Origin of the sequence: Oceanicola sp. D3, assembly GCF_006351965.1 — a bacterium.
Classification (GTDB): domain Bacteria; phylum Pseudomonadota; class Alphaproteobacteria; order Rhodobacterales; family Rhodobacteraceae; genus Vannielia.
In genome coordinates this window covers 1,199,409-1,211,140 of record NZ_CP040932.1, presented here as the reverse complement: position 1 = coordinate 1,211,140, position 11,732 = coordinate 1,199,409, and the positions used below count along the sequence as shown (strand labels likewise).

General features: G+C 64.0%; 16 protein-coding genes. 12 read left to right on the top strand and 4 right to left on the bottom strand.

Translation table 11 applies throughout. From position 1 onward, the window contains the following. Positions 1-58: 58 nt before the first annotated feature. The gene (locus tag FHY55_RS06180) at positions 59-424 is read right to left on the bottom strand and encodes a hypothetical protein (RefSeq protein ID WP_140013354.1); all 366 of its coding nucleotides are present in this window, start codon (positions 422-424) and stop codon (positions 59-61) included. Between the two features lie 172 nt (positions 425-596). Here FHY55_RS06180 and FHY55_RS06175 point away from each other — a divergent pair, with 172 nt between their 5' ends. The 10 genes from FHY55_RS06175 to FHY55_RS06135 all read left to right on the top strand — a co-directional run bounded on the left by FHY55_RS06175 (position 597) and on the right by FHY55_RS06135 (position 7,365). Further along, positions 597-821: a DUF1127 domain-containing protein gene (locus FHY55_RS06175; RefSeq protein WP_140013353.1), complete on the top strand. Its 225-nt coding sequence runs from the start codon at positions 597-599 to the stop codon at positions 819-821. Positions 822-887: 66 nt separating this feature from the next. Then, positions 888-1,502, top strand: a complete 615-nt coding sequence (locus tag FHY55_RS06170) for a hypothetical protein (RefSeq protein ID WP_140013352.1) — start codon at positions 888-890, stop codon at positions 1,500-1,502. Further along, complete coding sequence (locus FHY55_RS06165) at positions 1,499-2,113, top strand: hypothetical protein (RefSeq protein ID WP_140013351.1); 615 nt, start codon at positions 1,499-1,501, stop codon at positions 2,111-2,113. The genes FHY55_RS06170 and FHY55_RS06165 overlap by 4 nt, the downstream gene beginning before the upstream one ends. Positions 2,114-2,166: 53 nt before the next feature. Further along, positions 2,167-2,745, top strand: coding sequence for an urease accessory protein UreE (locus FHY55_RS06160; RefSeq protein ID WP_140013350.1), 579 nt, complete (start codon positions 2,167-2,169; stop codon positions 2,743-2,745). Continuing rightward, positions 2,705-3,403, top strand: coding sequence for an urease accessory protein UreF (locus FHY55_RS06155; RefSeq protein WP_254695431.1), 699 nt, complete (start codon positions 2,705-2,707; stop codon positions 3,401-3,403). The genes FHY55_RS06160 and FHY55_RS06155 overlap by 41 nt, the downstream gene beginning before the upstream one ends. Before the next feature lie 204 nt (positions 3,404-3,607). Beyond that, the gene (locus FHY55_RS20450) at positions 3,608-3,778 is read left to right on the top strand and encodes a hypothetical protein (RefSeq protein WP_168222945.1); all 171 of its coding nucleotides are present in this window, start codon (positions 3,608-3,610) and stop codon (positions 3,776-3,778) included. Next, positions 3,775-4,404, top strand: a complete 630-nt coding sequence (ureG, locus tag FHY55_RS06150) for an urease accessory protein UreG (RefSeq protein ID WP_140013348.1) — start codon at positions 3,775-3,777, stop codon at positions 4,402-4,404. Before FHY55_RS20450 ends, ureG begins: the two co-directional genes overlap by 4 nt. Further along, positions 4,401-5,909 (top strand): malonyl-CoA synthase, encoded by a 1,509-nt coding sequence (locus tag FHY55_RS06145; protein ID WP_140013347.1) that lies wholly within the window; start codon positions 4,401-4,403, stop codon positions 5,907-5,909. Before ureG ends, FHY55_RS06145 begins: the two co-directional genes overlap by 4 nt. Then, a complete protein-coding gene (locus FHY55_RS06140; protein WP_140013346.1) occupies positions 5,906-6,388 on the top strand; it encodes a PaaI family thioesterase in 483 nt (160 codons plus the stop codon). Before FHY55_RS06145 ends, FHY55_RS06140 begins: the two co-directional genes overlap by 4 nt. A 458-nt stretch (positions 6,389-6,846) precedes the next feature. Further along, positions 6,847-7,365 (top strand): GNAT family N-acetyltransferase, encoded by a 519-nt coding sequence (locus tag FHY55_RS06135; RefSeq protein ID WP_140013345.1) that lies wholly within the window; start codon positions 6,847-6,849, stop codon positions 7,363-7,365. 130 nt (positions 7,366-7,495) lie between these two features. Here FHY55_RS06135 and FHY55_RS06130 read toward each other — a convergent pair whose 3' ends face one another. Further along, a complete protein-coding gene (locus FHY55_RS06130; protein WP_140013344.1) occupies positions 7,496-7,675 on the bottom strand; it encodes a zinc-finger domain-containing protein in 180 nt (59 codons plus the stop codon). 67 nt (positions 7,676-7,742) lie between these two features. Here FHY55_RS06130 and FHY55_RS06125 point away from each other — a divergent pair, with 67 nt between their 5' ends. Beyond that, positions 7,743-8,561, top strand: a complete 819-nt coding sequence (locus FHY55_RS06125) for a RimK family alpha-L-glutamate ligase (protein WP_140013343.1) — start codon at positions 7,743-7,745, stop codon at positions 8,559-8,561. 75 nt (positions 8,562-8,636) lie between these two features. Here FHY55_RS06125 and FHY55_RS06120 read toward each other — a convergent pair whose 3' ends face one another. Further along, positions 8,637-9,011: an HIT domain-containing protein gene (locus FHY55_RS06120; RefSeq protein WP_140013342.1), complete on the bottom strand. Its 375-nt coding sequence runs from the start codon at positions 9,009-9,011 to the stop codon at positions 8,637-8,639. A 14-nt stretch (positions 9,012-9,025) separates the two neighbouring features. Then, on the bottom strand, positions 9,026-10,603 hold the full coding sequence (locus FHY55_RS06115; RefSeq protein ID WP_140013341.1) for a DUF5928 domain-containing protein: 1,578 nt from the start codon (positions 10,601-10,603) through the stop codon (positions 9,026-9,028). Between the two features lie 150 nt (positions 10,604-10,753). Between FHY55_RS06115 and FHY55_RS06110 the strand changes: the two genes are divergently transcribed. Continuing rightward, positions 10,754-11,572, top strand: a complete 819-nt coding sequence (locus FHY55_RS06110; RefSeq protein WP_140013340.1) for a sulfotransferase family protein — start codon at positions 10,754-10,756, stop codon at positions 11,570-11,572. Positions 11,573-11,732 lie beyond the last annotated feature (160 nt).

Genomic DNA, 11,732 nt, shown 5'->3' with positions numbered 1-11,732 from the left:
GGTGGTGGGCAAAATGCCCACCCTACGGCGCGGGTGGCGGTCGTCGCCCACCACAGGCTCAGGCGAAGCGCTCGATCACGTCGAATTCGTCTTCGTCCTCCGGCTGCACCGCGGGCTGGTTTTGCCTGACGGGCCGGGTGACGACGGTAGTGCTGCGGCTTTCACGGTAGAACGCAGGATCGTCGCGGATGTAGGCGGGCAAGCGGCTTTTATCGAGCACGCGGCGGGTGCTGTGGCGTAGGGTGACGGTGTAGGCCTCGCCTTCGACCGCAGCGTTGGGGCGGGCCTCGATCAGCGCGCGGCGCAGCTCGGCCTCGCAGGCCTTGAGCGCCTTGATCTGCGCCCGGATCGCGCCCAGCGCATCGGCCAGCGCGATGGGGGCAGCGGGGCGGGCGGTGGCGGGGAATGATTCGATGCGGCTCATGGCCCGATAGTGGCGCAATCGCGGTTAACAGGGCGTTACCCGCCAATGGCCAGACTTGCCGCCAGCACATGGCTGCCCTGCGCCCCGGGGCCTTCCCCCCTGCCCTTCCGATGTTAGGTTGAATGCAAGGGAGGAAACCCTGCAACCCGAACGACAGACAAGGTTTCCGCATATGACACATCAAGCTACAGACAGCGCCGACCAAACCGGCCTGCGCGCACGGCTCGACCGCTTTTTTGCCTCGGTCGGCATGGGCTTCAACGCCTATATGGAGAGCCGGTCGCGGATGCATCAGATCACCCGCCTCAACGCGCTCTCCGACCGGGAGCTGAACGCGATGGGCCTGAAGCGTGAAGACATTCCGCGGCATGTGTTCCGCGATCTGCTCTACAGCTGAGCCCCTGCCCTTCCATTGCGGGATTTTCCCGGTAGGCTCAGCGTGAAGCCTACCGGGAGTTTTGCTTTGCGCCACTCTGTTTGCCTCGGCCGCGCCGCCCTGGCCCTCGCCATTGCCACAGCCGCCACATCCATGGCCCTGCCCGCCCATGCCGCCTGCCCGGTGGGGGCCGATATGGACAAGGGCATTCGGTTTGAGGTGGCGAATGGCGATGTGGAAACGGCCAGGCGGGCGGATGATGCGGGGCAGGTGATTTCGAGCTATGGCGCGGACGGGTATGTGAGCGTGGTGCGGCTGGCCCATGGGGTTTATCCTTTGGAGATTGCCTCGTTGAACGGCGGCGTTCCTGCCGGCACGCCGGAGACCTTTGCCTATGCCACCTCTCCCCTGCCCACCCCCGCGCCGGGGCTGGAGGTTTCGCTAGAGGTTACGGTGACCGGCGAGGCGACCAAGCGCGAGCGGCATGATTACAGCTTTGGCGCGGTGGTCACATGGACGCTTGGCAAGTGCGCCTATGAGATGATCCCGGTTACGGCGCGGCACTTCAGCGAAGCGGGCAAGGAAATGAGCCGGGAGGTTGCGCATTACTTCCCCGCGCTCGGCCATTCTTACCTTGCCTCCTATGCCGACGAGGAGAGTGAGGACGTTTATACCTATGTGAACGTGGAGGCCGTGCGATGACGCGGGGCATGGGACTTGCAGGGGCGCTGGTGCTTATGGCTGCGGTGACGGTCACGAGTGCGGCGGGCGCGGCGGCCTGTCCGCAGGCGGAGGATATAGCGCGCGGGGTGCGGTTGACGCTGACGGATGGCGAAACGGAGGTGTTTCGTGCCACCAGCGAGGTGCTGGTGGAGAGCCGGTTGAGCCAGGGCGCGGACACAGCAACGCGGTTTACCTATGCGCGCGGCGTTTACCTTCTGGAATCCATCGATGTGACTGCCGCAGGCCCCCTGCCCGACACCCGCTCGACCTTTGCCCTCCCGGTTCTGCCCGCAGAGACGCCCGAGCCGCTGCCCGGCCATGGCTGGGGCGTGAGGATGGTGGCGACCTATTCCGGTGAGCTGGTGACCGAAATGCTCGGCATCCGCTTTGGCACCGAGGAAGAGGTTGTGATTGGCGACTGCCGTTACACGGCGGTGCCGGTGGAGCAGCGGATTTACGAGGATGGCGAGCTGGTGGCGCGGGAGACCCGCAGCTATCTGCCCGAGCTTGGCTTTAGCTATGCGGTCGCATGGTATGAGGATGACAACGTGGACCGCTATGAATACGTCTCCATCGAAGCGGTGGATTGAGCCCGCGGCACATGGGCGGCGACACTGGCGGCGCGAGAGGATGGAGAGAGTTTATGGCAGAGCTTGAGACGGCGCAGGAGGTGCGGCGCGGCGGTGGCGCAGAAGCGGGCGACCGAGTGCGGCTGAGTTACGATGCGCGGTTTTTGCGGCGCAAGGTGCTGGTGACGGAGGCCGGGGCCCGGGTGCTGGTGGATTTGCCCCGCACGACATCGCTGGATGCGGGCGATGCGCTGGTGCTTGCGAGCGGCGGGCTGGTGGCCGTGGAGGCGGACCAGGAGCCGCTGCTGGAAGTGCGCGGCGCAGAGCTGGTGCGGCTGGCTTGGCACATCGGCAACCGGCACACCCCCTGCCAGGTGGAAGAGGGGCGGCTGCTCATTCAGCGCGATCACGTGATGGCCGACATGCTGGCCCGCCTCGGCGCCGAGGTTGCGGAGGTGGAAGAGCCGTTTACGCCCGAAGGCGGGGCCTATGGGGAGGGGCGCACGCATGGGCATGACCATGGGGCGCAGCATGGGCCGGAGGGGCATGGCCACGGACATTCCCACGAGCATGGTCACGGACACGGGCACGGGCATAATCACGGGCACGGGCATGATCACGACCACGGACATGAGCACGCGCATGAGAGCTGAGGCCGCGAACCCGGGCGCGGCGGCGGCGGACGTGCTGCGGTTGGCGCAATGGTTTTCGCCCGGCTTTCCCGTTGGAGCCTTTGCATGGTCTCACGGGCTGGAAGCGGCGCTCGCGGAAGGCCGGGTGGACCGGGATGGCGTGGAGAGCTGGCTGGAGGGCATTCTGACCGATGGCGCGGGCCGCGCGGATGTGGCGCTGTTGGCCGAGGCCCACGGCGCAGAGGGCGCGGCGTTGGGTGAGGTGGATGCGCTGGCACGGGCCATGGCCCCCTCGGCGGAGCGGATGGCGGAGACGGTGGAACAGGGCACGGCCTTTGCCACCACTGTCTCGGCGCTCTGGCCGGATCTGCCGGTGGAGCCCGCCGCCTACCCGGTGGCCGTGGGCCGGGCCGCGGGCCTGCATGGCCTGCCGCTGGAGTTGACGGCGGTGATGTATCTGCAAGCCTTCATCGGCAACCTCGTGGCCGTGGCGACCCGCGCGGTGCCGCTGGGCCAGACCGAGGCGCAGGCGATCCTCGCGCGGTTGACGGGGCGCTGTGAGGCGGTGGCGCAGGCCGCGATTGCCAGTGGGCTGGAGGGCATGGGCACGGCGAGCTTTGCCGCCGATGTGGCGGCGATGCGGCATGAGGCGCTCTATTCCCGCGTGTTCCGGAGCTGAGGCGCCTCGGTGGCCTCGCTGCGCTCGGCGGAGGGCCTCTTCGGCTGCGCCTCATCGGCGGGGCGTGTTGCGCCGTGATCGCCTCAAAGCCGGGCCGCACTTGGGCTGCGCCCGCGGGATTGGATATTTGCAGCAAGAAAATGCGCATTGCTGTGTGTTTGGACAACCTTGCGCGCCTTCAGAGGCCGTGGGAATGATGGGGCGATGACCCTGCTTGCACTCCTTTTGTCCTTGGTGTTGACCGTGTTTGCGGCTCTGCATGTGCGGTGGGCGCTCGGAGGCCGGATTGCCTGCGCGGTGAACCGGCTGGCGGGGCTGGTCTTTGCGGCGCTCGGCGCTGGATTTCTCATTCTGACCTATGGAGCTTTGACATGACCCGGATGAACGGACCTTTGCGGATTGGCATTGGTGGCCCTGTGGGGGCGGGCAAGACGACGCTGACGGGGGCGCTGGCCAAGGCACTTGCGCCGCGCCATTCGGTTGGGGTCATTACCAACGACATTTACACCCGCGAGGATGCCGAGGCGCTGGTGCGGGCGCAGATCCTGCCTGCGGATCGGATCATCGGGGTGGAAACGGGCGGGTGCCCGCATACGGCGATCCGTGAGGATGCCTCGATCAACCTTGCTGCCGTGGCGGAGATGCAGAAGCGGCACCCCGATGTGGAGGTGGTGCTGATCGAGAGCGGGGGCGACAACCTTTCGGCCACCTTCTCGCCGGAGCTGGCGGACTTGACGATTTATGTGATCGACGTGGCGGCGGGCGAGGAAATTCCGCGCAAGGGGGGGCCGGCGATTACCAAGTCGGACATTCTGGTGATCAACAAGACGGACCTTGCGCCGCATGTTGGCGCCTCGCTGGAGGTGATGGAGCGGGATGCGACGCGGATGCGGGCGGGGCGACCGTTTTTCTTTTGCGCGATGCGCCATGGCGAGGGCGTGGAGGCAGTGATTGGCGAGATCCGGGCGCTGAGCGGGCTTGGCGAGGTGGCGGCGGAATGAACCCGCTTTATGACGCGCTGATTGCGCCCTGCGCGGGACGCGAGGGTGGGTTTTTGCTGCGTGCGGATGGCTCGGTTTTGCTCGGGTATCAGGATTTTCATGCCGATGTGGGGCGCTATGCCAATGCGCTGGTCGGCCTTGGGCTGGAGCCGGGCGACCGGGTGGCGATGCAGCTGGAGAAGAGCCCGGAGATGCTGGCGCTGGTGGGGGGCTGCATTGCCGCTGGGCTGGTGTTTTTGCCGCTGAACACGGGGTATCCGGCGGCGGAGCTTGAATACTTTGTCGAGAACTCGGGGGCGCGGCTGTTTTTGTGCGACCCGGGCAAGCGGGAGGCGCTGGGCGCGCTGGAGGCTTTTGCGAGGGTTGAGACCCTTGGACCGGGGGCGGCGGGGAGCTTTGCGGCGCTGGCGGCGGGGGCTTCTGCCGCGTTTGCGCCGGTGGCGCGGGACGAGGATGACCTTGCGGCTTTTTTGTATACCTCTGGGACGACGGGGCGCTCGAAGGGCGCGATGATCAGCCACCGGAACCTGCTGAGCAATGCGAGGGTGCTGGTGGAGGCCTGGAGGTTTACCGGCGAGGACGTGCTGCTGCATGCCTTGCCGATCTTTCACACCCATGGGCTGTTTGTGGCGACCAATGTGGCGCTGCTGGCGGGTGCGCCGCTGATCTGGCTGGAGAAATTTGACGTGGCGCAGGTGCTGGCGGCGCTGCCACGGGCGACGACGATGATGGGGGTGCCGACGTTTTACACCCGGCTGCTGGAGGATGCGCGGTTTGGGCGCGCGGTGGCGGGGCATATGCGGCTGTTCATCTCCGGCTCTGCGCCGATGCTGGAGGAGACGCATCGGCAGTTTGAAGCGCGCACGGGGCAGCGGATTTTGGAGCGCTACGGGATGACCGAGACCAATATGCTGACCTCGAACCCCTATGAGGGCGAGCGGGTGGCGGGCACCGTGGGGAGGCCGCTGCCGGGCGTGGAGCTGAAGGTGTGCGACCCTGTGAGCGGCGACACCGTGCCGGATGGCGAAGTGGGGATGATCGAGGTGCGCGGGGAGAACGTGTTTGGCGGCTATTGGCAAATGCCTGAGAAGACGGCTGCCGAGCTGCGCGCGGATGGGTTTTTTATCACCGGCGACTTGGGCGTGATGGATGAGCGTGGGTATCTGAGCATCGTCGGGCGCGGGAAAGACCTTATCATTTCCGGCGGTTACAACATCTACCCCAAGGAGGTGGAGGCGGTGATCGACGATGTGGCGGGCGTGCTGGAAAGCGCGGTGGTGGGCGCGCCGCACGCCGATTTTGGTGAGAGCCCGGTGGCGGTGATCGTGGCGGAGCCGGGGGCGTCGGTGGATTTGGATGCGGTGCAGGCGGCGCTGGGGGAGGCGCTGGCGCGGTTTAAGCATCCGCGGCACTTCGAGCTGGTGGACGCGCTGCCGAGGAACACCATGGGCAAGGTGCAGAAGGCGACGCTGCGGGAGAGATACGCGGGGGTATTTGCGGGATGAGCAGGAAGATTGCGGCGAGGCCGGAGGAGCTGGCGAGCTTTGAGCAACTCACCTCGATGTCGGGGCTGGCCTTCATGCGGGGCATCCTCAGCGGAGAGATTGCGGGGCCGCCGATTTCGGAGGTGATGACCTATTGGCTGGATGAGGTGGAGGACGGGCGCGTGGTGTTTCGCGGTGCGCCCGAGTTTGCCCACGCCAACCCCATGGGCGGCACCCATGGCGGCTGGTATGGCACGCTGCTGGACAGCTGCATGGCCTGCGCGGTTATGACGAAGGTGCCACAGGGCAGCTGGTATACGACGTTGGAATACAAGGTGAATATCACCCGCGCGATCCCGGTGGGCTGCGAGGTGCTGGCGATTGGCGAGACCCAGCATGTGGGGCGCTCGACCGGCGTTGCGCGGGGCGAGATCGTGGGTGTGGAGGACGGGCGGATTTATGCGACCGGCTCGACGACCTGCATGATCATGACGCGGTGAGGGGGAGCGGGACACGTCCCGCCCTGCGGGAGGTGGTGCGCTGGTGCGCCGCCTGATCGTTGTGCCTGAAGCGGATGTCGGCGTGGGGGCCTGCCCCCACACCCCCGGAGATATTTGCGGCAAGAAAATTGGCTTATGCACGAGGAAGAGCAGCCAATAGTGCGAGGCTCTGACCAGCGTTGGTTTTTCCGCCAATTCGCCGTGTTCTGCGCGGTTTTCCAATTTTGCTTCAGCGGGCGGTTGGACAGCAAATGCGCCGTTCGAAGGGATATGGGCTAGGCTGGGCTTGATGCCAGCCCCGTGCACTTGTAGCGCAGATAAGCATTTTTTTGAAGATTCGACGCTCAACGTCGGCTTTGAGCCCAAACTGCTCAATGCTGCGTTTCGCATGAAGGTCGGCTTATACGATGCTTGGATTTGATCACACTCGTTGAAATGCTATTAGAGAGGCCAAAGGAATGCAGAACTCCTCCGTAGAAATTGGTGGCTTCGAAGCGTCAGAAGCAGATCAACTCGGTGTCATATTCTTCGATGCAGTGCGCGATGGAGCGACTGAATTTTATAGCTTAGAGCAGCGACAGGCTTGGGCGTCAAAGACACCTTCGGGGCCGAGTTGGGTGTCGCGGCTGGCCGCTCAGAAAACGCTAGTTGCGCGGAAGGCGGGCCTACCCGTTGGCTTCATGACTTTAGATAGCGATGGCTACATAGATCTAGCTTTCGTCGCACCTGGATACCAACGGCAAGGTATCGGAGGGAGTCTTTACGCTCGGATCGAGGCATTGGCGCGTGAAGCCAATATCGCGTGCCTTCATTCTCAAGCGAGCTATCTCGTCCGAGGTCTTTTTGAGCAGCAGGGTTGGGAAGTCGTTCGCGAGCAGCAGATCGAACTGGCTGGCGTTACACTGACGAACTTTCTGATGGAGAAGCGCCTCGATGATCCAGTCAAGCGCACCGACGTTGCCGTAGATTCAGAGTAAAGCTGGCCTACAGGTTCGACCAATGAAGGGCAATTCTGTCCGCATAGCCGACTTCCAGAACTGAAGCGCCGGGTACCAATGCCCTCGCCTTCTTTGCTTGCAATGCGGGCAAGAAAATTAAGGGTGCAGGTCAGGAGGCCTTGGCGAAGCTTTCGTGGATGAACTTCTTGTCGCAGTAGCCGCATTCGACTTCGCCGGTTTCATGGCTAAGCGACAGCCAGACCCGGGGGTGGCCAAGTGCCCCTTCGCCGCCATCACAGGCGACGCGCCAGGCGGAGACCACTTCGGTTTCGGGGGCGTCGATCGGCATGTGTTGTCTCCTTGCGGGGGTCGCTGGGGCGGGCCAGAATTGGGGGCGAAAATAGCAGGATGGGGGTATGGCGCAAGTGGGCAACGGCATTGAGGATGCGCGGTGGCTTGTCGCGCCAACGGAGCGCGCGCGGCCCTTTCTGCGGCTGATGTCGGAGGCGGGCGCGGCGATGGGGGGCCGGGTGGTGGCAGAGCCGCTGCATGGACGGTTCGGGTTTTTCATCACGGCAAGCGGGCGGGCGCATCCGGTGCATGGGGCGGCCCTTGGGCTGAACAGCGATGCGGCGGCGCGGCTGGCGGGCGACAAGGATTATGCCGCCAAAGCGCTGGCCTACGCGGGCGTGCCGGTGCCCGAGCATGTGATTGTGCTGGCGGGCCGCGATGCGGCGCCGGGGCTGGCATGGGCGCGGGAGGAGAGCGGCTTTCCGCTTTGGGTGAAGCCGAATGACGGCCACGGCGGCGAAGGCGTGGTGCGGGTGGCGAATGCCGATGCGCTGAGCGAGGCGATGGCGCCGCTGCGTGCGGCGAACCGCCATGTGCTGCTTCAGGTGGATGTACCGGGCCGGGAGTTTCGGGTGATGGTGCTGGAGGGGCGCGTGGTGCTGGCCTACGAGCGGGTCGGCCCCGCCGGAGGGCCGGGCAACCTTTCAGCAGGCGCGGCGGTGCGCGAGGGCGGACCGGGGCCGGAGGCTGAGGCGCTGGCGGTGCGGGCGGTGGAGGCGCTTGGCCTGCGGTGGGGCGGCGTCGATGTGATTGTGGGAGAAGAGGCGGTGGTGCTGGAGGTGAACGCCGCGCCGGGGTTGGATGCCTATGCGCAGGCCGGGCCTGCGCAATGGGAGGCGGCGCGGCATGTGATTGGCGCCGCGCTGGAGGCTTTGGCGCGTTAGGTGGGGTTTGAAGGTTGGGTTTGGAGGTGGGCAGATTGCCCACCCTACGGTGGATGGCGCGGGGTGCGCCCCGGATCAGGCGGGGTTCAGCATTCGGCCAAGGGGGCGGCCGCCGAGGACGTGGACGTGAAGATGGGGGACTTCCTGCACGCCGTGGGATCCGGCGTTGGAGATGAAGCGGCAGCCCTCGGCATGCGCCGCGACCCCTTCCATCTCGCAGACCTTGCCGATGGCGCGGGTGAAATCGACGATCTCGGCCTCGCTGGCCGCTTGCGCGAAGTGGTCGTAGCTCACGTAAGCGCCCTTGGGGATGACCAGAACATGCACCGGGGCTTGCGGATAGAGGTCACGGAAGGCGAGGCTGTGCTCGGTTTCCAGCACTGTGTCGTTTGGGATCTCGCCGCGCAGGATCTTGGCGAAGATGTTCTCGGGGTCGTAGCTGTAGCCCATGAGCCGGGGCCTCCTCAGTCGGTAAAGAGATGCGGCGTGGAGGCAATTTCCCACGCGGTGTCGATCGGGATGTCGAAGAAGCGGGCGAGCGGGGGCACGTTTTCTTCGACGCTGGCGCTTTCGCGGATGCGGTCGAGGTGCTCGAAGCCGGCGTCGCGGATGCGCTCTTTTTCAAAAACGATATCGTAGCGGATTGTCGGCAGCAGCCGCTCCAGCGTGTCTTGCGGTGTCTGATCGCCTGCCAAGCCAACGCGGCGGGCGTGGCCGAGCAGGTAATCGTCGGTAAAATCGCACTCGATATCGAGCATCTTGGTGACCGACTTGTCGGAGTGGAAATCCTGCATCAGGTCGATGTTGGAGGGATCGAGGCAGATCACCAGCCTGTCACTGTCGTGGTAGTCAAACAGCATCCGCATCAGCGCACGGCGGTGGCGCGTGCGCTTTTCCAGCGTGGTCTGGATGCCGCCGAGATCGGGCAGATCGGTGCCCTCTTCGTTGAAGAGATACTCGATGACCGGAATGTTGGTGGTGGCCCGGACCCGCTCGCAGAGGCGCTTGGCGACGTGCCACTTTTTGCACAGGACGATCATCAGCTCGCGGCCACGGCCCAGGCTGGCCTCGGTCTCCCAGAAGCGGGGCGCAAAGCGGCGCCCGATCCGGCCCCGCCCGGAGAGGAAATGGAACAGCCGCCGCCCCTCGTTGGAGATCTGAAACTCCTGCCCTTCAGAGGCGTAGAGCATGCCCAGCCGCTCCTTGAGTTCACTTGCCTCGGGGCTGATCTTGCGGGCGAAGAGAAAATCCTGGCTGAGCAGCAGGTCGTAATGGTCGTTATAGAAGGTGACCGGCATGCCGTAGTCGGTGAACATCAGGAAGGTGAGCGTGCGGCAGCGGATCTCGTTTTCGGGGACGAGGTGACGCACGATGGTTTGGAAGAAGGTTTCATCCGGGATCCATGTGGAGCGGAAGAAGCGCATCACGTCGCGGCGCTGGCGGGTGAACTCCAGCACCCATTCCACCGTGCGGCGGCGCAGGCACCACCATTGCGAGCCGATCATCATCTGCAGATCGCCGGGCACATTGCGCGAAAGGCCCATGGCGCGTTGCAGCTCAAGGCTTTTGTAGAACAGCCATTTGTTCTTTCGTTCGTTGAGGAAGTGGCGGTAGATCAGCCGCTCCTCCTTCATCCCCGTCTTGATCCAGTCGGAGTTGAAGTAATCGAAGCTCTCGATGTAGTCGGCGTCTTCCCGGTCGAGGAACTCATGGGCGTATTCAGCCGATTTGATGGCCTGGCAATCGCCCGAGAGCATGTAAAAATGGGTGGCGCGTGGGAAGGCTTCGACCGCCGATTCCACGGTGTTCAACGTGGCCTGCACAAGGCTCCACTCGCCCCAGCCGCATTTGATCCGCTTGCGGGCGAAGGTGACATTGGGGTTGTCCTTCAGGGCCTCGCGGATACGGTTGAAGTGCTCGGGCTTGGAGCGGGCATCGAAGTGAATCGCCATGAAGTCGCCCACCGCCGTCAGGCTGCGGGCCTGAGCGATAACCGCGTCTGGATCCTTGTGACAGAGGAGGATGTAGGCGATTCTGGCCAATGTGGAAACTTTCTGCCCTGTTTTGAAACCACTGTTTAGGGTTAGTAGCGTAACCAAACATTGAAAAGACAGGGTTTCCTTGTAAATTTCCGCGACAATGATGCCGCAAGAGCAACTTGTGGCCGATTGCATTTCTGGAGGCAGTAAATCATGGGCTTTCCCGGCACGTGGATGACCGAGAGTGAGAGCGTTGTGTACCGGGTGGTGCCCAAGTGCGCCTGTTCGACGATCGGGCAGATCATGTTCTATTCCGATCACGGCAAGTTTTTTGACGGCGATATTCATGACAGCACAAGCGGGCTGCACAAATGGGCGCAGGAAGAGAGCCAGCCGCTGATCGAGGCGAATGTGACGGCGCATCAGAGCTACGCCTTCACCTGCGTGCGCAACCCCTACACCCGCATCCTCTCCAGCTTCTTTGACAAGATCTGCGGCATCCAGCGCAACGGCAAGCGCTACCGCGGCAAGCTGGTGCCGATGCTGATCCAGAAATACGGGATCGAGGTTGGCTCGCCGGAGGACGAGTTTGACTTCGACCAGATCAAGAGTTTCCGGCGGTTCCTGCTGTTTGCGCGCGATACCATTCGCTGGCGCCGCCCGATGGACCCGGACATTCACTGGAGCGCGATGGCCGGGCACGTGAGCACCTTCATCGTGAACGGTGGCACCTATGACAACATCTTCTGGACCGAGAAGTTCAACGAGGGGATGCAATCGGTGCTCGACGAGATCGAGGTGCCGCATGAGGTGAATATCGAGGATATTCCGAGATTTAACGAGAGCGAAGGGCACGGGCCCAAGCGGGCGCATCCGGTGGAGGATTACTTCGACGACCTGTCGATGCATCTCGTCTACGAGATCTACAAGCGGGACTTTCACCTGTTCAAATACGATTTCGAGAACCCGGGCAACAAGATGCCCACTGGCGAGATCGACCTTGAGGAGGTGCACGCCAAGCTGGGCGACTGACCGATCCGCCGCGCAGGGATGCAGCCTCGCACGGGGGGCTGTCTGCCCCCCGAACCCCCCGAGGAATATTTACAGGACCAATGAGGGGGCGGGTAAGGACTTGTTAACCAAGCTGGTGAAGACTGGGGCCACGGTACAGCCGGGGACGGCGATGACCGTG